Source organism: Pseudoalteromonas sp. TP27, assembly GCF_056470645.1.
Genome location: NZ_JARDAK010000020.1, coordinates 16,767 through 37,080, shown reverse-complemented (window position 1 = coordinate 37,080; position 20,314 = coordinate 16,767). Strand labels below are relative to the sequence as shown.

Genomic DNA, 20,314 nt, shown 5'->3' with positions numbered 1-20,314 from the left:
CTTAAAATAATAAATCGATTTCAATTCGTCGGTTTAGTGACCGAGAAGCTGAATCTGAATTACTGGCAATAGGCTCTGCTGCGCCTTTACCTTCGGGCCATAAACGACCACTAAGGTTTGTGCTTTTAGCCATAGAGTTTGCAACTTGCGTTGCGCGCGCTAAAGAAAGGTGCCAATTGGAAGGGTATCGATCTGTTCTAATAGGTGTATCGTCTGTATGACCTGTAATTAAAATACGCCCTTTTGTCCCTTCAAGACTGAGCGCTAACTTTTCTAAAATAGGCTGAAATGAAGGCAATAGTTTAGAATCACCTTGATTGAAAAGACTCTCGCTATTAATAGAGATTCTTACCCTGTCGATGTTTTTCTTTATCGTGACCATCCCCATTTTTATCTCAGTTTGCAATAGCTGCTCTAATACAAGTAATTGCTGATCTTTTTTATCAATGGCTTGGTCTTCAGCTAGAGGATGAATAATAGCAAGCTTGTCATTAATGGCTGCAACATCATCATTTAGCTTCATATTTATAAATAAATATACGGTTAGTAACAACAAGCCCAACACTGAAAAGATAACCCATAAAGGCACTTGATTTCTTAGCTCTACACCTGCGGCTACTCTTTGTTTCCAGTTAGGTGAAAGCTTATTATTAATTGGGCCATCTAATTGGTTTAGTAAGTGATATATTTGTGAGCGATATTCTTCCACTTTATTATCGCCTACAGTATCCAGCCTATACTTACCTTTAAAACCTAAGTTTAAACAATGGTATTGTAATTCTAAAAAGGCTTTATGTTGCTCTGGTTGAGATAATGCGTTATCTAGTAAAGTATAAAAATACTCGCCACCAAAAGTCTCTTTATGAAACGTTGAAAGAAGACTTTCATCGGCCCACTCCATCGAGCTCCACTTAGAGTTTAAAACTGATTCGTCAAGGATTGCACATAGACAATAGCGAGAGTTTTTGATTACATCTTTTGATAGGTTTTGATTACGAACTTCAACCTCAAAACGCTTAATTGCCTCAACACAACGATGCTTCAAAGCCGCTAAGTTAGTCATTTCAACTGATTTTCTTATTGATATTACTAAAGAAAAACAATCTGTTGCTGCTTCCATCAATGGGTTTCTAAAAATAGAAACCTTTGCATTACTTGGAATATTACTTGCCGCAGGTTCAACAGACATGACTGTTTTGTCTGGATCATTCTCTACCTGAGTATTATTTGAGGCATCACGCCCTAATCGACCAGGACGTGGTTTTATAATGGTTTCGTCCATTGAAACTCTTCCTTTTAAAAGTTAAGTTCTTATTGCCCACAGGCTTAGTTGTAACTCTGGGTAATTGCCTGACAAGTGAATAGCTATGCCACCACTTGAATGAAGTTTTGTCCAATGTTCCCCATGCTTATTTAATTCAAAATAATGAAAGCCTGCATGATATGGGATCTGACGTGGAGCCGTTGGTAGATTACTAATCGTAATACCTGGGATTTGGTTATTTACTAAGTCTCGAATTGTCTCAACACTACCTATTTTAATCTGAGAAGGTAATATTTTACGCAGCTCTTCGTGTGGGACACTTGCCTTAATTGCTAAGATAAATTGCCCTGAACTAAGTATAGATTTATCTTTGAGTGCACCGAACGAAATACCAAATTTACTTTGCTCTAGTTTTATCTCTGTAGCCGTTTGTTCTATTACATGGCTTAGAGATTGATATAAGAAGTTTACTACTTCACTAAATACAGGGCCTAAATTTTTATGATCGTACTTAGGTAATTTAGGTACTCTTTTATTTACAGTGCTAAAAGTAGATAGCTCACCAGCGAGCTCAATTAAACGCATATAAAGGATATTTGGGTGAAGATTGTTAACAGATAATAAATTATCAAAAACAGCATCGTATTTATTAAGCGTTTGCAGCATAATAAAGTCAGCAACTGATGTACTGCCTGCATACCCTTGACAGAGCCTAACTGCAATACTCTCAGAGCGTTGCTTTATCATTGAGCCAATTTCTCTTACCAAGCCAAGTAATGGTTTACATTGTCCAACTTTTAATGATGCTGGAATATACTTGCTATCTAGTTTAATTTGGCCTTCGCTACTTACTTCAACAATACGTGCTAATGGTAATAATATATACCCAGCATGATCGTCCGACGACAAAACAAGCTTACTAAAGACCTTAGCAACTTGAATGATTTCTTGCGCTTGTGCACCAAAAGAGTCATCGCTTACAGATAAATCGTTCAATTTATAACGAGTAACAATATCTTCATCCGTAGATGAAATATTAATACCGCTGGCTTTTAAAGCTGGAATTGCTAAATAAATAATTTCATCGTAAACATCTTTACCAACCACTAAAGGTTCAGGTAAAGATGTTGATTGAGGCATATCAATCGGCAATAAATCTGGAGTGATAGCAGACAATGACTCGATAGCAAATTGACCTGAGCTTAAAAGCTGAGTATCAATACTAATATCTAGTATTCCCCAAGGATCTGCTAAATTACCATTACAAATTTGCTTTATTAAATGCGAAAAATGCTTATCTGATTGTTGAAAGTGTTGCGGCCTTAAGAACATCCCTTCGGTCCAGGCAACACGAGTGTTGTCACTCATTTTACAAATCCTTTTTTATTGCTCTCTCATGTATGTAGCAATTGCTTCAACATTTACATCGATATCATCATAACCGGTAGGGTCAACTTCAATAACAGCTCTCCACCTTGCTTGATCAATATCTCTGTAAGCGACAACAACACCAACATAGCGAGTGTTGCGGTTTAAGCTCATTTTATATTCTTGAACAGAATTAGGCTGTAACTCTAATTCATCTTTTTTTAATAAGTCTGGGCCTAACAGCTTTTCAGGTGTTTCATACAAACTAAAAAAGTCTTGGGTATCAAAAATTGTTCTTGAGCTCAGTTCAAAAATTTTCATTACTACCGGTGAAGGCCTATCTGAAGTATCTGGATTTACATTTTTAGACACGTTAATTTTTAAATCTGTCGAAGGAGGCACAAACCTGTTAACAGTCGTACAACCCATGGCTAAAAATAGTAAACTAAAACTCATTAAAAAGAGCTTAAACTTATACATTATTTACTTTCCTTTCTAGAACGTTTCTTGAACTCTATCGTTGTAAGCTTTTAAAAAATCATCTGACAAGGCCATTGCGCCCTTAGTGTTTACATCATGAGATAGCTCATCATATAAATTCTGGTATAGCTTCCAGCATTTAGATTCTGTTTGACCAGGAATGATTTTTAATACGTTAGAGTTATCATTTATTTGTTGATTTATATGTTGAGGAGAAACCTGCTCCAACATCCCTTTCAATACGCCGTCAGCTCCTGCTAATAAAGCATGTTCATGCCTGCGAGTATCAACAAAGCTTTCCTTTATTGATTCTTGAGACGATAAGAAGCTTGCACTATTTCTGATGAATAAATTCTGAATAACATCATCAATATCAGCAGAAAACTTTATTGGATTATTTTGCTGAGTCTGAAACATCGTTTGGTTTAAACGTAACTGATTTTTTACTAATGCTCTTTGACGAAGTGACTCCATTAGCTCTGTTAACAAAAGATTCAACCCCTGCCCCATTTCAAACCAAAGCTCTGGTGTGTTTAATGCATTTTGTAATTCAGTTTTCACACCCAACCCGCTTAAAAAAGCATCTGCTAAAGCCGCATCGCTCTTAACTAATGTCGGCTGCTTTTGTGGAGCTGCTTTTTGTGTTTGAGGCCTAGCAATAGGAGCTTCAAAAGCAGGGGTATCATCTGAACTTTTAGATTTAATTGGCTGTTTAGGTTCACTTTTTCTAACAGCGGGCGCTTGCTGAGTAACCGTCATTGCTTCTGGGTTCATTAAGTGGGCAAGCTCATCCCAGTTTTCAGGTATTTGGTTATCAATATTGTTGCTTGTAGCCTGAGTCATTGAAACAGTAGGCATAGATTCATCCATTATCGATTCATTGAAATACTGCTCGGGTTCAGAAAAATGCTTAGCGGGCGCCTGATATGAATTTTTTGGCTTTTTACTTAAGTTTTCAATCGAGCTTAAGTTATCGAAATCATCAGCCGTATTTTCATTGCCAGCCAATTTCACCTCAATCTGAAAATCACCTACAGTTATCGTATCACTATCAGATAAACGCTGTTTATTTCCTTGGCCTAATGGAGATACGCCAAAGTTTACAAAAATACCGTTAGTCGATGTATCGTATACATAAAAAGAATCGCCTTCTTTTACTACGCGCCCATGCTTACTTGAAATGATTTTTTCAGGATCAGGAAAGTGCCATTCACATGCCTCCGAACGACCAAATATAAGAGAGTCAGTTACTGTTTTAGTTGCTTCAATTTCTGGAGAGAGTCTATGATAACTAGTGATGTTTAGTATCAGTTCCATTTGATAAGTTAGTCCCATAAATCTACATTTATATTAGGATAAAGTAGAAGAGAAACTATTGTCAACATTGAAATTAATATATAAAAATATAAGTTTGTACCTAAAATGTAAAATTCAAATAAAATAACTTAAACAAAACTTAGTTTGTATGTTCCCATTTAAAAAATCCTCACTTATCCTTTTACCACGTTAATTATTCATTTAAAGCTTTTTATGTGGATATAAAATAACTGCTGTAGCATTCTATTTTCATTAAAAATAATGATAATTAAACATTTTTATTACGATTAAACCTGACACCTTTTTCTTTTTAAGGTTTTGTTCGAAAGTTCTGCTATAGAAACATTGCTAAAGTGGCTAATTTTTGTAAAAATACACCGCTTATCAAAGGGAGAATTGATAAAAAATTAAAAAAATTCACCTTTGCGATTATTTTAATATACACAATAAAAGGATTTATAATGAGTGGTGTCAACAGTTCTAATGATAAAACGCAGATAGCTTCGCTTGACTCAACCCTTCGCACTCCAAAAGCAATAAATAAGCTAAACCTAATAGGTAAAAAAATATCTGATCGCTACTTAGTTGAAGAGCTAATTGGTCAAGGTGGGATGTGTTACATCTATCGAGCCCGTGATTTATTTTTAGAAAGTGCTAGCCGCCCAGAAGTTTTTGTCGCTCTTAAAGTTTTATTAGAAGAATTCTCACACTCTGAAGAAGCTATTTCACTTTTAAAAGACGAGACAACTAAAACACAGCAACTATCTCATCCTAATATTGTAAAGGTATATTCTGCAAGTTCAGATAACGATTTACACTACGTTACTATGGAATTAGTCGAAGGTGAAACGCTCGAGCAAATCATAAAACGAAATAAACCCTCTGGAATGATCTTCAAAAAAGCGAGCGTGATCCTCAATCAACTTGCTGATGCACTTATTTATGCCCATTCATGCGGCGTTATCCATAATGATTTAAAGCCATCAAATATTATTTTTGATTCTAACGGCAACCTTAAAGTTCTCGATTTTGGTATTGCAAAACATAAAACGATTGAAGATGCGTATGCTGTTAAAAATGAATCAAGTTTAGGTACTGTTGGTGGATATACGCCAACTTACGCAAGCCCTGAACAACTTAAGGGTGCCTCGGCATCTATTAAAGATGACGTTTTTTCGTATGCATGTATTGCACTTGAGTTATTAAGTAGTAAGCATCCGTATAATCGCGTAGCAGCCGATAAGCTACCTAAAGATACCTCTGTAAAACGCCCTAGTAACTGTCCTTTTTGGTTATGGGGTAGTTTAAACAAAGCTGTTTCCTTAGAAGCAGCTAAAAGAACTGATTCACTAAAGCCAATTTCAGATAAGCTTCAGAGTGATTTTAAACCTGCCATTGCACTTGCCGCTAGTACCGTAATTTTAGCTCTTTTTGCTGGGCAATATTATTTGTCAAACACCGCAAATTTAAAACAAATTGAAGCTCAGTTAGACAATGCTAATGCAATAAATCAACAAGTAGAAACATGGATGTCTTGGAATGGACCTGAGATTTTAAATAAACTAGCTGAAATTCCCCCTCAGTATGAGGTATTAAAACAAGGCCTACTAAGAACTAATCAAGCTAATATTTTGCAAAGTTTTGATATTAGAGCAAATCAACTCAACAATGGCGCTAATAAATTTAAGAACTTTGATGAAACAATTAATGTTTACAGTAAGGCTTTAGAGTATTACCCCGACTCTGAAAAATTATCAGTACAGTTAGAAAGTATTTTGAGAGAAAGACAATCAATTATTTCTGATATCACTTCTCGCATTGATTTATTATTAGATCAATCCCGTTATAGTGAGCTTGATAACAATAGTATCCCCCAATTAATTAATGATCTAAATGAGGTTGATCGAACATACGTTTATCGCCCTTCTGAAACCCATTTTGATAACTACAAACTAGCGTTAGACAAAGCAATTAAAGAAGATGATGTTATCTCGCAAAAGTCTTTATTAAACGTTGGTAAAGCTATCTTTACAGATAATCAAAAAAATGAGCTTGGGTTTGCCAATTTATTAAAAAGAGAATCTGCGATAGATGCTCTAACCCTTTACCAGAAAAAAATTAAATTAGGTGAACAAGCTGAATTTCCTACCACCGATGCGATTGTTTTTTACAGCCCTCGATTTGATAGGTACACACAAAAACTAGAAATGATTGAAGAGCATAAAGATTTACTAGATTTTGAAGAGCTCGTCAATGCAGAGTCTGCGTCTTTACCTAAAGATTTCTCTTTGCTAGTTACCTTAAAACAGGAACTGTCTAGACGCTACATCACAATGGCTAATACATTGATGAAAAGAAAAATGTACCGCACAGCAGAGCAACTAGTAGAAAGAAGTGAAGCTATTACCCAATCTCTTGATAACGTAATGCTTTAAATGACTATGTTATTTGGCGAGCGTAACCAAATAACTACAAATGAATACAAATGAATACAAAGATAAAATTTAACGTTTTGTTTTAATAAATGAAGGTCAAGAACGACGGATTGAGCAATCAATTTGTATAAACTTCTCCAAGACTTTTGTAATTAATACTATTTAAATAAGTATACGGAGTACCTATGAAAAAGATAAGCGTCCTAGCAGCATTACTAATATTAAGTGGTTGTTCAACTACATCTTCAGTAAATGAAAATGAACAACTTGCAAAAGAAGAAACAGTCCAAGTACAAGAAGAAGTCATTGAAGCTATTGCACCAATTTCATTGACTGTAATTACCAGCCCTGATGATGCTCGCGTACGTATTATGAATATTGCGCCTGTATACCAAGCTGCTATGGAACTTAAAGAAGGTAAGTACGATGTTGAAGTTAGCAAGCCTGGCTACCTAACTTACCGTAAATGGGTTGTTGTTGATAAAAAAACTATTTTAACTGTTGATCTAGACAAAGCTGCTTCAACAAATAAAGCATCTCAATAATCGAACGAGTAAAATTAAAATTTATGCCTTTAAATATTTATAACGTTTTAAAGGCATAGCTTTCAAAGCCCCTTCAGAAAGTGTAATAAGCCCCCTACCAAACCCACATTAACTAAAATACATAACCACAATACAATAATAAAGCGTCGCTTTTGCGATTTATGACGAAGTAATTGTTGAGCAAGCAATGCCCCCGGCCATCCCCCAAATAATGCAAGAAGCTGCAGCGTGCGCTCTGGTGTACGGTTCACTTTTGTATGTGAAGAGCGCTTAGCTTGTCGCTTATCCCATGCATACATTAAAAACGTTATAGCACTTAATACACTTACATAACCTGGTACATATATTGGTATATAAACGGGTAAGTATTGCAGCGGGTAAGCCAACCAAATGGCAGCTAAATAAAGCAATGAGAACGTGATTAATATTTTCTTTATCAATTAATTATCACCTATACTGGGCACTACGATCATAAAAATAAGAGCCAAATTATGACATACTTTAAATCGCTATTCTTAGTATTATGCTTATGTACATTTAGTAGTTTTGCTAGTGAAACTGCCAGCAATCTCGATAAAGAGCTGGAAGTGTTTAGACCTTACCTAGGAACATGGCAAGCTGACTTTAATGTACCTAAAGGCGCAAAACCTGTGCAAGATGTAGGTAAGTGGGAACGCGCGCTAAATGGTAAAGCTATACGTACTATGCACTCAATTAACGAAGGTGAGTATGGCGGTGAGTCGATGATTTTTTACGATACTAAAAAGCAGTCACTCGTATTTTACTACTTCACCACCGCAGGATTTTATACAAAAGGGATTATGAAGGTATTAAGCCCTACTCAATTTGTCGCTTATGAAGATGTAACAGGCAGCAAAGATGGGATCACAAAGGTTAAATCGACCAGTAACTTACAAAACGGTAAGTTTGAAGTGTCGACCTCGTACCTAAAAAAAGGTGAATGGACTAAACCTGAAAGCCGCACTTATACCCGCAGTATAAAAGCGGTTAAATTTAAATAGCCGCAATTTATAAATACAAAAAAGGCAGCCTAGGCTGCCTTTTGTCATTTATAAAATCGTATTTATTTTACGTATTTTTTAAATGGTGCGTCTACTGGTGTATCAGCAAGGTGATTAGTGTAGTTGCTCATTACTTTTTGAGACAAACCAACAATAATTTCAAGTAGTTGTTGCTTGCCGTAACCTGCTGCAAAGAACTTTTCGATTTGCTCATCGCTGATCACGCCACGTTCACGTGTCATTGCGAGTGTAGTTTCACGAAGAGTTTCTAGCTTAGGGTTAGCTAGTGGTGTTTTGTTTACAAGTGCATCAACAATGTCTTGGTCAATTTTCATTGAAGCTGCAATACCACTGTGTGCAGGTACGCAGTAGTGGCATTCGTGCTCAACGTTAATTGACTGCCATACTACTGTTAGCTCTTCTGCGTTGAACGATGTTTTTTGAAACAGCTCATGCAGTACTTGGTAACCTTTAAGTAATGTTGGTGCTTCAGCCATTACTGCATGTAAGTTAGGAAGCATACCAAATGCTGCTACTGAATCAGCTAGTAACGGTTTTGCTTCTTCTGGTGCGTTTTCTTGAGTGTATAAAGTAAATTCGGCCATGGTTAGCTCCTAATAATTAATAGTTTTAAGTAACTTCGAGACACATAGTATTTGATTTTGAGCGACTGTTCAAGTTAAAATTGAGCAAATGTTCAAATTGATTGAGAATGATATGGCTAATAAGGTTAAATTTGAACGCGAGAATGTAGTTCGCGTTGCTAGTCAGCTATTTTGGCAAAAAGGGTTTCATGCAACCTCAACGCGTGACCTACAAGAAGCCGTTAATATGCGCCCGGGTAGTATTTACTCTGCGTTTGGCTCTAAAGAAGGGCTATACAGCGAATCGCTGAAAGATTACACCGTACAAATGAAAACCCAAATAGAAGGGTTTTTATCAAGTGCTGATACGGTTCTTGGTGGGTTACGTGCGTTTGTAGAAAACGTGGTAATTAAAACAAAAGATTGCAGTCCAAGTGCAATTTGCATGCTAGTTAAAGCAAACAGTGAATTTGCAGAAAAAGACTCAAACTTATACGAGTTAAGTTTAGAGTTAGCAGCGCAATTTGAAGCTTATTTAACGCAATTGTTTACACAAGCAATAAACAAAGGTGAGTTAAGTAACACGTTGACCGCTGTTGAATATGCGCGTTTTTTTCAGGTGCAATTTACAGGATTACGTGGCTACTTTAACCGCCCTGGTGTTGAGCAATTAGCGCAGCCGATGATCAACCAAATGTTTATGTTGATTAAAAAGTTATAAACATCAATTAACGTGCATTCTCAACAAAAAAAGCGGCTAATTCAAAATGAATTAGCCGCTTTTTTATATTTTTCTTTTACGTTTTAAGTTTGTTTAGCTCACTATCTTGCTGGGCAACAAGTGCATTAAGTGCTTCACTGCTATCCCCTGCTTGTGTAGATAAGTCTGCAAGCTGCGACGCGGCATCAGATATAAGCGTAAGATTACGGTTAATTTCTTCGGTCACTAAGCTTTGCTCTTCAGCGGCGGTAGCAATGTGCGTAATTTGATTAGTTATTTCATCAACTTTAACTACAACACTGTGCAGTGCATCAAAAGCTACTGACGTTTCATCAACGGCATCTTGTGCTCGTACTACACCTTTTTCTATTACCGTTGAAGCATTACCAACCTCGTGTAATAAGCTATCAATTAACTTACTTATGTCATCAGTTGATGAACGTGTTTTAGAAGCAAGTGCACGTACTTCATCTGCTACAACTGCAAAGCCTCGGCCATGTTCGCCAGCGCGCGCAGCTTCAATTGCGGCATTTAGTGCCAGTAAGTTTGTTTGCTCTGAAATAGTGCGAATTACATCTAATATTTGTGTAATATCTTTACTACGTGAAGCTACTTTTTCGACTGCTTGGTTAGCTTCTTTAATTTCTTCAGACATGGTTTTAACTTGCGTCATTGCTGACGATAAACTCGATTCACTGCTAACAACTAACCCATTTATTTCATCGGCTTGCTGGGCTGATTGCTCTGATGCTCTTGCAACTTCGAGTGCTGTAGCGCTCATTTCGTTCATAGCCGTTACAACGCTTTCAATTTCGTGAAACTGCGATTGCACATTATGTTTAGTATCAATAGCTATATGCTGCGCTATTTCACCTTGTTGCTTGGTTTGATCAGACACATCTTTAAGTTCTGTAATTAAAATACGTAACTTTGATAAAAAGGCATTAAAGCCCCCCGCCAGAGCAATGAGTTCTGCGTGGGTTTCGACGTGGAGTGTATGCGTTAAATCGCCTTCTGAGCTTGCAAGGTTATCTACACGTTGTTGAATTTGCTGAAGCGGTGCAACCACGCTACCAATAACAATTTTCATAATGATAAACGCGATTACTGCAATTACAGCACCTGTAATTAAGATCATTGCGCCTAAGTCGTTTGCTGTGTCAGTCATATCTTGCGATAAAGCATCTGGGCCAGCTAAGGCTAAGTTACTTGGTACTTCAATAATTAAAGACCAGTCTGTGTTAGCTAGCTTTATATTTATAGGGTAATTAACTAAGTACTCAGAGGATGTTTTAAATATACCTTTTTGGCCTTTAAATTTTTCAAGCTCTTTAAACAAGTCAGAACTAACGGCTTCTTTAAATGGGCGTCCTAATTTAGATTTATAATGGCTACTGCCTACAACTAAACCAATATTGCTAAGCACGGTTACTTTGGCTTGGCCATTATAAAGCTGCTTAGAAAGCTCTTCAGTCATTGTTTGAAAAGTAGGTAGCGTTAAATCAACACCCGCTAAACCAATAAACTGCCCCGCTTTTAAAATAGGCACAGTTAACGAAGTTAGCATTACTGAATCGCCTGATGGAATTTCGTATAAGTACGGTTCCATAATACAAGGCTTAAGCGTGTCTTTTGCACATAAGTACCAATGCGCTTCGCGAATACCAAATTCGTTTAAAGAGGTAATGTATTTATCGGCGGCATTAGCTACTTTTTGCTGCTCAATAGCCCCACTTGGATCACGTGTTATGTAAACTTCTAAGGTACCATCGCCATTAACGGAGTGTTTGTAGCCTTTTTTAAAGCTCGAATCTTGCCCGTCAAACGCGTTTGGTTCAAACTGAGAATAAATAGATGAGAGTAATGTGTTTTGTTCTAAAATAGAGCGATTTATACTTACTACCGTATCGCGGCTAAGGGTTTCGCTTTTTGCGGTATCACCTAGTAAAGCGGCTAAAGAGTATGGTACTCGATAAGCTTCGTTAATAAAGCCCGCTATTTTTTCACCATATATTGCGGCATTCGCATTTAACTTTTCTTCTACTTCAGCAACAATATAATTTTCTGACTTGCTTGCAAGCTCTTCATTACTTGCAGATAACTGCCACCATAAAATGCTCGAAAGCACCAATACGGTAATAAATATACTTCCGACAGTAAGCCACAGTAATTTTTTTGCTAGCGATATTTCTCGCATTCATCTCACCCTTTAATTAAAACTACTGATACAGTTTAGTAGATCTAACCAACGAAGCTATGAATATCATCAAACAAATTGAAATTAATACAATAAGTTGAGTTTTTAGCGCTTAGCCAAGCACGCAGTTGTAATTGAAGCCATAATTAGCAAGCACACACTTACCCATAAACATGCCACCAGCCCATATACTTGAAAAACCCAGCCAGAGAGCACCGTACCAAGCAAACGCCCTATTGCATTGGCCATATAGTAAAAACCAACATCGAGCGACACCCCGTCGTTTTTAGCAAAGCTTACTATTAAATAGCTATGCAATGATGAATTTACAGCAAATACACCGCCAAAAATAAGTAAGCCGATTACAAGCGTAAAATGTACCGCTATATCAAATTGCATCAGCAGCGCTAAAATACTGGTTACGCCACTTAATAAAGCAACCCACCAATACGCTTTTTTGACTGTGTGTGAGTTTGAATCACTTTGTCCGGTTATACGTGGCGCTTGCGACTGCACTAATCCATAAGCAATAACCCATAAGGCCATAAAGCCACTTACCCACCAATGATCCCAGTTAAACTGAGCGGCTAGGTAAACAGGTAGTGCCACTACAAACCACACATCGCGCGCCGCAAATAAACATAAACGCGCTGCGCTAAGTAAGTTTATTGCCCGCGATTTAGAAAATAGCTCTTTAAACTTAGGTTTATTTTTGGCTTTGCCAATATCGCCTTTTAAATAAATTAAACTAATAACCCACGCAACACTAAGTAAAGCTATTAAGCTTACTAGCGCACCTACAAAGCCAAATACGGTAAGTAACAAGCCACCTAAAAAAAAGCCCACTCCTTTTAACGCATTTTTAGAACCCGTAAGTATGGCAACCCATTTATATAATTGGCTCTGCCCGGCGTCGCCTTGCGGTACTAAATACTTAATAGCGCTTTTTGCGCTCATTTTATTTAAATCTTTAGCAATACCACTAAGCGCTTGCGCTGCCATTACATAGGCAACGGTTAGCCAATCTCCAGGCACGCAAAGCATGGCCAAAGCGACAAGCTGCAGTCCAAGCCCTACATTCATGGTTTTATTTAACCCTAAATGCGCCCCAAGCCAACCACCGACTAAATTGGTGATCACCCCAAATATTTCATAAAACAAAAACAGCATGGCTATCACAAATGCACCATACCCTAACTGATGAAAATACAGCACCACCAGCATCCGTAGCGCACCATCCGTTAAAGTAAATGCCCAGTAATTACCGGTAATTATTAAATATTGTTTTATAGAACTTGGTAAACTAGCTAACTGCGCAAACATAGCGTTAAACCTTTTTAAACGAGATTAAACCACATCACTTTTTGCAACTTTAAGCATTAGCTCAGCAGTACGATTTGCATAACCCCACTCGTTATCATACCAAGCGTATAACTTAAGCTGAGTGTTATTAATTACCATGGTTGAAAGGGCATCTATGGTGCAGCTACGCGGATCTGTTTTGTAATCTACCGATACAAGTGGTTTTTCTTCGTAGCCTAAAATATCTTTTAGCTCGTTATTTGCAGCGTTTTTAAACCAAGTATTCACTTCACTTTGTGTAACGCCGCGCTCAAGCTCAAATACGCAATCGGTAATTGACGCATTAGTAAGAGGCACACGTACAGCATGGCCGTTTAACTTGCCCTTAAGCTCAGGGAATATATGCGTAATAGCCGTTGCACTACCGGTTGTGGTTGGTATTAAACTAGTCCCGCACGAACGCGCACGGCGTAAATCTTTATGCGGTGCATCAATAATAGTTTGTGTATTGGTTATATCGTGAATAGTGGTCATTGAGCCGTGCTTAATGCCCACTTTTTCTTGCAAAACCTTTACTATTGGCGCTAAACAGTTAGTTGTACACGAGGCCGCCGTAACAATTTTATGCTCGCTTGGGTTATAAAGGTCATCGTTTACGCCCATTACTACATTTAAAATACCATCTTCTTTTACCGGTGCGGTTACTACAACGCGCTTAACACCTTGTGCTAAATATTGGTTTAGCAACTCAGTTGTTTTCATTTTTCCGCTGGCTTCTATTACTACATCGCAATCTGACCAATCAGTTTCATTTATGGTTTTATTATTCGTCACTAAAATAGTGTGTTTACCTACACTAAATGAGTTTTCATCGCTGGTAATATGTTGTGCTAAGCGCCCGTGTACCGAGTCAAACTCAATTAAATGGGCATGGGTTTTAGCATCGCCCGCTACATCGTTTACTTTAATAAACTCTATTTCTGGCCAATCAACTGCTGCGCGCAGTGTTAAACGCCCCATACGGCCAAAACCGTTAATACCTACTTTAATCGTCATAATAAAATACCTTTAATGAGTTAATTTATTTACTAATTAGTTAGTTAACAACAGCTAGCTGCTCGTTCAGGACGGTTACCCATAGTATTTAACCGCGTTAAATCATTTTCATAAAATGAAGGGTTAGCAGTCAGGGTTTGCGTTAATACATTTTTAGCCCATTCAGGCAGGGCTTTATTAATACTGTAATAAACCCATTGATTTTGCTTACGGTCGCTCAGTAATCCGCATTGCCTTAATTGTGCTAAATGGCGCGACACTTTAGGCTGGCTTAATTCAAGTGCAGCAACAAGTTCGCACACACACAGCTCTTCTTGGTCGCTAATTAATAGCATTGCTTTTAAACGCGTATCGTCCGCTAAGCATTTATAAAATTGAAGTGGGTTGAATTGTTCCATAGTGTCCTCGCAGTGTTAGTACATATACAATAAAACAAAAATTAAACATATGGAATAGTGAATATACGATTATTTGTATATTTAAATTATTTTGCTTTAAAACGCAAAAAAGCACACAACGACTACTTATCGTTGTGTGCTTTTAATAATTACGTTATTTAGTGTTAAATAACAGAAAGCTCTATTTCAATATTGCCACGTGTTGCGTTTGAATAAGGGCATACTTGATGCGCTTTATCTACAAGCGTTTGCGCTGCTGCTTTATCCATATCACCTAGTGATACAGCCAATTTTACAGCAATACCAAAACCGCCTTCAATCGCGCCAATAGACACTTCTGAATTAATATGTGTGTCGCTTGGTAAATCTATTTTTTCGCTACCCGCTACAAATTTAAGTGCGCCAATAAAACATGCTGCATAACCTGCGGCAAATAATTGCTCTGGGTTAGTGCCTTGTCCGTCATCGCCGCCTAAACCTTTAGGTGTTGATAGTTTTACATCTAAACGGTCATCATCAGATTTAGCCACGCCTTCACGGCCGCCAGTTGCAGTAGCCTTTGCTGTGTAAGCTACGTTTTGTAATACATTCATAATGAACTCCAAAGTTTAGTAATCAATTTAGTTTGTGTGCAAAATAATAGGTCAAGTAATTAGAGATTGCAAATACTTTGCATGCAAATTAAAATAACATCTATCGAAATAAAGGATAAAGTTATGTCGTTTGAGCAATTAAAGTTAAAAAATCAGTTATGCCATCGGTTATACATGGCATCTAACAGCATTGCGCGTGCGTATCGCGAGCCTTTAAACGAGCTAAATTTAACTTACCCGCAATACGTAGTAATGATGGCGCTGTGGGAGCAAGACGAAATAACAATTGCAGAGCTGATAGATAAAACCGCGATCGATGGCGGCGCAATGACCCAAATACTCAAAAAAATGACAGACAAATCACTACTTGCTGTTATTAAAGATGAGCACGATAAGCGTAAACGCCTAATTCAGCTTACCCAAAGTGGTCAATCACTTAAGTTAAAAGCGGCTGATATACCTAAAAACATTCAATGTAAATTCGATAGTATTAATACGGCTCAAGCACAGCAGTTAATGCAACTGCTCGATTTAGTAGTAAACGACTTAGCCAATTAGGCACTTTATAGTTAACCAATCAATTTACTTTAAAAGGTATATATTAAATGACTCATATTAAAAAATTACTCTTAGCAGCGGCATGTAGCACTGCACTTTTAGGCAGCAACGCCGTACTTGCTAATACCGCTAATCAAAATGCTGATTTAAAAACAGTAGCCACATTTGATGCGCAGCACCCACCGGGTAACATTGCTATTACGCCATCGGGAAGAAAGTTTTTATCGGTACATGGTTTTTACGGCCAAAAGCAAAAAATTATGGAGCTTTTAAGCGATGGCACAACTAAACCCTACCCTAATGAAGAATGGGCTTACGCGTACAATAACGGTAAAGGTTTTTATGATGTACTTGGCATAAATGTATCAGCCGATGGTGTTTTATGGATGCTCGACACATCAGGGCCAGATCGCGCTGGGCGCTTAGTGGGTTGGGATACAAATAAAGAGCAACTGCACAAAATAATTTATCTGGCTAAACCTACTATTACCGACACCTCGTTTTTAAACGATTTAGTCATCGATAATAAGCATGGCGTTGTATACATTGCCGACACAGCCCAAGGCAGCCAAGCCGCTATTATTACAGTTGACCTTAAAACAGGTGTTGCACGCAGAGTGTTACAAAATAGCCATTACACCACAGCCGAAAATATCGATATGGTTATTGATGGCCGCACAATGAGCATTGGAGGGCAACCTGCCCGCTTAGGTGTTAACCCTATTACGCTTGACCCTAACGAAGACTGGCTTTACTTTGGATCTATGTCGGGCACGTCGGTTTACCGTATTGCCACCAGCGATATAAATGACGAGAGCCTTTCGGCTAAAGCACTTGAGGATAAAGTTACGCGTTACGGCACTAAGCCAATTTCAGACGGTATTATTGTTGATGGCGGCGGTAACGTATACGTAACCGACATAACCAACGGCGCAATTGGCGTAGTTAAACCTACTGGTAATTACGAAGTATTATTTAAAGACGACCGCTTAAGCTGGCCTGATGGCTTTAGCTACGGAGCTGATGACAAAATATACTTTACCGTTGACGATTTACACAACTCGCCTGTACTTAATAATGGTAAAAATAAAAGCCACGGTAAGTTTAAAGTAATGTCGTTTGAGCCTTTAGTAAAAGCAAAAGTAGGCCGTTAATTACTTTTTGATACCTACATTTTTTAAAAGCCTTGCACATTTAAGTGACCCCAATAGTTGCAGGGCTTTTTGTTAAAAACACACCACACTGGTGCATATTTTAAAAATACTTCACCGCTTTGGTGCTAACCCTTAAGTATGTATTTACACTTAAATACTAAACACCTGATTTCTATTCATAAAATATTCAAGTTAATGTTGGCATACTTCTTCCTATAGACTGATGTGTTCAGTGAAAATACCAAGGAAAAACCATGTTCAACTTATATCATACCCTTTACCTTTTATGGCGTTTAGACATTAGCGTTTGGCAAGTTAACGACCCTACAAATACCCGCACTACCGCTGATAAAGAACGCGCCTATGTTAAGTAACATCGTATTGTGTAAAGGCTTGGCATAAAGCTTGATTGTATAAACTCACTTTAGGCTAGGCTTTTGCGCACTATGAAATTTATGCGTACATTTTTATTAAACTTCAAATTAACCGTTCAATATAACCCCCCCCCCCTTGTAATAAACTCTACATTTAAAAACATCAAAAAATTAGTAAAAACACTGCGTTTATAACTTTGCAAGCAGCTCAATTGCATTGTATTGTTGCATCCTATTGAAAATTTTTAGTTGGAACGTGTATGAACGCTTTGGAAGTTAATTTTGATGGCTTAGTGGGTCCTACTCACAACTACGCTGGTTTGTCTTATGGTAATGTTGCCTCGTTGAATAACGCAGCAAGCTTTTCAAATCCTCAAGAGGCGGTACTTCAAGGCCTTGAAAAAATGAAAGCCATGCACGACAAAGGCCTAACTCAAGGTGTATTTGCCCCTCATGCACGCCCCGACTTAAACGTACTGCGCCGCTTAGGCTTTACCGGTAACGATGCACAAGTAATTAATAAAGCATTTAAAGCCGACCCTATTTTATTACGTGCGTGTTATTCAGCGTCTGCAATGTGGACAGCTAATGCCGCTACGGTATCGCCATCTCCTGATACAACCGACGGCAAAGTACATTTTACTTCAGCTAATTTAAATAATAAGTTTCATCGTTCATTAGAGCCTGCAACCACTACGCGCTTATTAAAAGCGATGTTTAATAACGACAAATACTTTGCACACCACACCCATTTGCCAGACCAAGGCTTTTTTGGCGACGAAGGTGCAGCAAACCATACTCGTTTTTGTGACAGCCACGGCGAGCAAGGCCTTGAAATGTTTGTATTTGGTGCCAGCGCGTTTAACAACCAATTACCAAAACCCGCTAAGTTTCCTGCAAGGCAAACACTCGAAGCCTCAGAAGCAATTTGTCGTTTACATAACTTAAAAGATTCAAGCCAAATTTTACTACAGCAAAATCCAGACGTAATAGACCAAGGCGTGTTTCATAACGATGTAATTGCAGTAGGTAACGCCAACGTATTACTGTGCCACCAGCAAGCATTTTTAAACCAAGCACTGGCACTGCAAGATATTCGCGAAGCGTATGTGGGCAATAAAGAATTTTATATTATTGAAGTACCTACCGAAAAAGTAAGCATTACCGATGCAGTAAGTAGTTATTTATTTAACAGCCAGCTTGTAAGCCTTGCCGATGGTTCAATGCTGCTAGTTGCACCACAAGAGTGTAAACGCAACGCCGCAGTTAACGCCTACATTGAAGAAATGATCATGGCTGATAACCCAGTAAACCAAGTACAGTTTTTTGATTTACGCCAAAGTATGCAAAATGGCGGCGGACCTGCGTGCTTGCGTTTACGTGTAGCCCTTAACGAGCAAGAACTTACTGCGGTAAACCCAGAGGTTATTTTAACGGATACTAAATACACACAACTGTGTGACTGGGCAAAGCGTAACTACCGCGACAAGTTAGGCGCAAGTGACTTTGCAGACTCAGCCCTACTCACCGAAAGCTACCAAGCTCTTGATGAGCTTACACAATTACTTAATTTAGGCTCAGTGTACGACTTTCAATTAGAGGGTTAATACCTCAGTCAATACAAAGGCTAATACATAAATAGCGAGCCAAGGCTCGCTATTTTTATTTGCGCTTATGCTAATAGAATTTAAACGTCTTTATTATACCAATTCGCTTAATTAAGTGATCTATTTTGAGGCTGGAAAAACGTGTTGATAACTAGGCATAAAACTCGCTATTTAGTTGTTCTAAATGAGAATTTTTTAACGCAGGTAGCGACACGTTTAGCCCCGCAAAATGATTAAGTATTATTGCGGATTGGTATTAACCGTAACTGCCGATGCCATCGACTCAGATATATGAAGCGTACGCTGCGGAAACGGAATACTCAGCCCAGCGCCTTCAATTGCTTCTTTAACACGTTTATTTAAATCCCACACGGTTTGCCAATAATCACCATTAACAGCCCACGCACGTAATTGAATGTTCACTGCGCTTTCGCCTATTGATGTCACCATTACTTTAGGTGCAGGCTCTGCGAGTAATCGGCTCTCTGATGCAGCTAATTCTTTGAGTACATTTAAGCCAACATCAATAGAGTCGGCATACGAAATACCCACCACTATATCCATTCGCCTTTTGCCATTACGGGTAAAGTTTTTAATATTGCCACCCCACACTTTACCGTTAGGCGATGCAATATAAAGGCCGTCGGTGGTTTTAAAAATAGTAGTAAATAAATGTATTTCACTCACCGTGCCAAGCGTGCCGCTTGCATCAACAAAGTCGCCTATTTTAAAAGGTCTGAGTATTAGTAGCATAATTCCTGCAGCAATATTACTCAGCGTATTTTTAAGGGCTAAACCAATCGCTAAACCCGCAGCGCCCATTAGCGCAATTAAACTTGCCGTGTTAACGCCAAAAATATCTAAAATAAACAGCCCGCCAATTATATAAACCAAATAACCAGCAATGCTCGATAAAAGAGGAAGTAGCGTACTATCCACTTTTTTTAATGGGGATTTAGAATTTTTAATCGCTTTTTTAACCGAACGTGCAATAAGCGCGCTCGCAACTAAAATCGCCAATGCTAAAACCACTTTGTAACCTAAAGTGATGATTGTTTCTGAATGGCTTTGCCAAAACGCTAAAAGTTTATCTTTCATGTTTGTTCCGATAAATGTGGCTGAAACTCAGCAAAATAATGGTTAAATTTAATAAAAACCGACTTCAAAAGAAGTGGCGCGAGTATATAGAATAAAAAATTTAAACCTACCTTTTTTAATCACTCATTTCAATTTTAATAACGGCCTAAAAACCATGGTTATTAGAATATAAAACACCGCCATTTACGGCTAATTTATAGCGACTATTCAATGTAGGTTAATCGTTTATTGGTATGGTCGT

At 38.0% G+C, this 20,314-nt stretch carries 19 protein-coding genes; 7 read left to right on the top strand and 12 right to left on the bottom strand.

Annotation, left to right across the window (positions count from 1 at the left end):
• Position 1: 1 nt before the first annotated feature.
• Genes tssL through tagH form a run of 4 tightly spaced genes read right to left on the bottom strand, consistent with a single transcriptional unit; the run spans position 2 to position 4,429 of the window.
• Positions 2-1,282, bottom strand: a complete 1,281-nt coding sequence (gene tssL, locus PX700_RS18145) for a type VI secretion system protein TssL, long form (protein ID WP_415637317.1) — start codon at positions 1,280-1,282, stop codon at positions 2-4.
• A 21-nt stretch (positions 1,283-1,303) separates the two neighbouring features.
• Positions 1,304-2,632 (bottom strand): type VI secretion system baseplate subunit TssK, encoded by a 1,329-nt coding sequence (gene tssK, locus PX700_RS18140; protein WP_415637318.1) that lies wholly within the window; start codon positions 2,630-2,632, stop codon positions 1,304-1,306.
• A gap of 15 nt (positions 2,633-2,647) precedes the next feature.
• Positions 2,648-3,112 carry a type VI secretion system lipoprotein TssJ gene (tssJ, locus tag PX700_RS18135; protein ID WP_415637319.1) on the bottom strand — a complete coding sequence of 155 codons (465 nt, stop codon included), beginning with the start codon at positions 3,110-3,112 and terminating at the stop codon, positions 2,648-2,650.
• A gap of 15 nt (positions 3,113-3,127) precedes the next feature.
• Positions 3,128-4,429: a type VI secretion system-associated FHA domain protein TagH gene (gene tagH, locus PX700_RS18130; RefSeq protein WP_479521497.1), complete on the bottom strand. Its 1,302-nt coding sequence runs from the start codon at positions 4,427-4,429 to the stop codon at positions 3,128-3,130.
• Positions 4,430-4,782: 353 nt separating this feature from the next.
• On the opposite strand from tagH, the gene PX700_RS18125 reads away from it, so the two are divergent.
• Complete coding sequence (locus tag PX700_RS18125) at positions 4,783-6,864, top strand: serine/threonine-protein kinase (RefSeq protein ID WP_415637320.1); 2,082 nt, start codon at positions 4,783-4,785, stop codon at positions 6,862-6,864.
• Positions 6,865-7,049: 185 nt separating this feature from the next.
• The gene (locus tag PX700_RS18120) at positions 7,050-7,409 is read left to right on the top strand and encodes a PEGA domain-containing protein (RefSeq protein WP_415637321.1); all 360 of its coding nucleotides are present in this window, start codon (positions 7,050-7,052) and stop codon (positions 7,407-7,409) included.
• Between the two features lie 62 nt (positions 7,410-7,471).
• On the opposite strand, the gene PX700_RS18115 is transcribed toward PX700_RS18120, so the two are convergent.
• Positions 7,472-7,849 carry a DUF1294 domain-containing protein gene (locus tag PX700_RS18115; protein WP_479521496.1) on the bottom strand — a complete coding sequence of 126 codons (378 nt, stop codon included), beginning with the start codon at positions 7,847-7,849 and terminating at the stop codon, positions 7,472-7,474.
• Between the two features lie 51 nt (positions 7,850-7,900).
• Between PX700_RS18115 and PX700_RS18110 the strand changes: the two genes are divergently transcribed.
• On the top strand, positions 7,901-8,431 hold the full coding sequence (locus tag PX700_RS18110) for a hypothetical protein (protein ID WP_479521495.1): 531 nt from the start codon (positions 7,901-7,903) through the stop codon (positions 8,429-8,431).
• Positions 8,432-8,493: 62 nt separating this feature from the next.
• Here the strand turns inward: PX700_RS18110 and PX700_RS18105 are convergent, their stop codons facing one another.
• On the bottom strand, positions 8,494-9,036 hold the full coding sequence (locus tag PX700_RS18105; RefSeq protein WP_415637324.1) for a carboxymuconolactone decarboxylase family protein: 543 nt from the start codon (positions 9,034-9,036) through the stop codon (positions 8,494-8,496).
• Between the two features lie 112 nt (positions 9,037-9,148).
• On the opposite strand from PX700_RS18105, the gene PX700_RS18100 reads away from it, so the two are divergent.
• Positions 9,149-9,736, top strand: a complete 588-nt coding sequence (locus PX700_RS18100) for a TetR/AcrR family transcriptional regulator (protein ID WP_479521494.1) — start codon at positions 9,149-9,151, stop codon at positions 9,734-9,736.
• 76 nt (positions 9,737-9,812) lie between these two features.
• Here PX700_RS18100 and PX700_RS18095 read toward each other — a convergent pair whose 3' ends face one another.
• From PX700_RS18095 to PX700_RS18075, 5 genes are all read right to left on the bottom strand, one after another.
• Positions 9,813-11,933, bottom strand: a complete 2,121-nt coding sequence (locus PX700_RS18095) for a methyl-accepting chemotaxis protein (RefSeq protein WP_479521493.1) — start codon at positions 11,931-11,933, stop codon at positions 9,813-9,815.
• 105 nt (positions 11,934-12,038) lie between these two features.
• A complete protein-coding gene (arsJ, locus tag PX700_RS18090; protein WP_479521492.1) occupies positions 12,039-13,256 on the bottom strand; it encodes an organoarsenical effux MFS transporter ArsJ in 1,218 nt (405 codons plus the stop codon).
• A gap of 24 nt (positions 13,257-13,280) precedes the next feature.
• Complete coding sequence (locus PX700_RS18085) at positions 13,281-14,291, bottom strand: ArsJ-associated glyceraldehyde-3-phosphate dehydrogenase (RefSeq protein ID WP_479521491.1); 1,011 nt, start codon at positions 14,289-14,291, stop codon at positions 13,281-13,283.
• A 44-nt stretch (positions 14,292-14,335) separates the two neighbouring features.
• Positions 14,336-14,689, bottom strand: coding sequence for a metalloregulator ArsR/SmtB family transcription factor (locus PX700_RS18080; protein ID WP_165729438.1), 354 nt, complete (start codon positions 14,687-14,689; stop codon positions 14,336-14,338).
• Positions 14,690-14,853: 164 nt separating this feature from the next.
• Positions 14,854-15,282: an organic hydroperoxide resistance protein gene (locus tag PX700_RS18075; RefSeq protein WP_479521490.1), complete on the bottom strand. Its 429-nt coding sequence runs from the start codon at positions 15,280-15,282 to the stop codon at positions 14,854-14,856.
• A gap of 123 nt (positions 15,283-15,405) precedes the next feature.
• On the opposite strand from PX700_RS18075, the gene PX700_RS18070 reads away from it, so the two are divergent.
• The 3 genes from PX700_RS18070 (at position 15,406) to astB (ending at position 18,975) form a co-directional block, all read left to right on the top strand.
• Complete coding sequence (locus PX700_RS18070; RefSeq protein ID WP_197239812.1) at positions 15,406-15,840, top strand: MarR family winged helix-turn-helix transcriptional regulator; 435 nt, start codon at positions 15,406-15,408, stop codon at positions 15,838-15,840.
• Positions 15,841-15,887: 47 nt separating this feature from the next.
• Positions 15,888-16,994, top strand: a complete 1,107-nt coding sequence (locus PX700_RS18065) for an L-dopachrome tautomerase-related protein (protein ID WP_479521489.1) — start codon at positions 15,888-15,890, stop codon at positions 16,992-16,994.
• Between the two features lie 634 nt (positions 16,995-17,628).
• Positions 17,629-18,975, top strand: a complete 1,347-nt coding sequence (gene astB / locus PX700_RS18060; RefSeq protein WP_479521488.1) for an N-succinylarginine dihydrolase — start codon at positions 17,629-17,631, stop codon at positions 18,973-18,975.
• 240 nt (positions 18,976-19,215) lie between these two features.
• Here astB and PX700_RS18055 read toward each other — a convergent pair whose 3' ends face one another.
• Entirely contained in the window at positions 19,216-20,073 is an 858-nt protein-coding gene (locus tag PX700_RS18055; RefSeq protein WP_479521487.1) for a mechanosensitive ion channel family protein, read from the bottom strand.
• Positions 20,074-20,314 lie beyond the last annotated feature (241 nt).

Excerpts from the sequence above, each read along its gene's own strand:
- tagH (WP_479521497.1), bottom strand. The coding sequence starts at position 4,429 with ATGGAACTGATACTAAACATCACTAGTTATCATAGACTCTCTCCAGAA.
- PX700_RS18095 (WP_479521493.1), bottom strand. The coding sequence starts at position 11,933 with ATGCGAGAAATATCGCTAGCAAAAAAATTACTGTGGCTTACTGTCGGA.
- astB (WP_479521488.1), top strand. The coding sequence starts at position 17,629 with ATGAACGCTTTGGAAGTTAATTTTGATGGCTTAGTGGGTCCTACTCAC.
- PX700_RS18085 (WP_479521491.1), bottom strand. The coding sequence starts at position 14,291 with ATGACGATTAAAGTAGGTATTAACGGTTTTGGCCGTATGGGGCGTTTA.
- PX700_RS18105 (WP_415637324.1), bottom strand. The coding sequence starts at position 9,036 with ATGGCCGAATTTACTTTATACACTCAAGAAAACGCACCAGAAGAAGCA.
- PX700_RS18055 (WP_479521487.1), bottom strand. The coding sequence starts at position 20,073 with ATGAAAGATAAACTTTTAGCGTTTTGGCAAAGCCATTCAGAAACAATC.
- tssJ (WP_415637319.1), bottom strand. The coding sequence starts at position 3,112 with ATGTATAAGTTTAAGCTCTTTTTAATGAGTTTTAGTTTACTATTTTTA.
- PX700_RS18065 (WP_479521489.1), top strand. The coding sequence starts at position 15,888 with ATGACTCATATTAAAAAATTACTCTTAGCAGCGGCATGTAGCACTGCA.
- PX700_RS18100 (WP_479521494.1), top strand. The coding sequence starts at position 9,149 with ATGGCTAATAAGGTTAAATTTGAACGCGAGAATGTAGTTCGCGTTGCT.
- PX700_RS18075 (WP_479521490.1), bottom strand. The coding sequence starts at position 15,282 with ATGAATGTATTACAAAACGTAGCTTACACAGCAAAGGCTACTGCAACT.
- tssL (WP_415637317.1), bottom strand. The coding sequence starts at position 1,282 with ATGGACGAAACCATTATAAAACCACGTCCTGGTCGATTAGGGCGTGAT.
- PX700_RS18120 (WP_415637321.1), top strand. The coding sequence starts at position 7,050 with ATGAAAAAGATAAGCGTCCTAGCAGCATTACTAATATTAAGTGGTTGT.
- PX700_RS18070 (WP_197239812.1), top strand. The coding sequence starts at position 15,406 with ATGTCGTTTGAGCAATTAAAGTTAAAAAATCAGTTATGCCATCGGTTA.
- PX700_RS18110 (WP_479521495.1), top strand. The coding sequence starts at position 7,901 with ATGACATACTTTAAATCGCTATTCTTAGTATTATGCTTATGTACATTT.
- PX700_RS18080 (WP_165729438.1), bottom strand. The coding sequence starts at position 14,689 with ATGGAACAATTCAACCCACTTCAATTTTATAAATGCTTAGCGGACGAT.
- arsJ (WP_479521492.1), bottom strand. The coding sequence starts at position 13,256 with ATGTTTGCGCAGTTAGCTAGTTTACCAAGTTCTATAAAACAATATTTA.
- tssK (WP_415637318.1), bottom strand. The coding sequence starts at position 2,632 with ATGAGTGACAACACTCGTGTTGCCTGGACCGAAGGGATGTTCTTAAGG.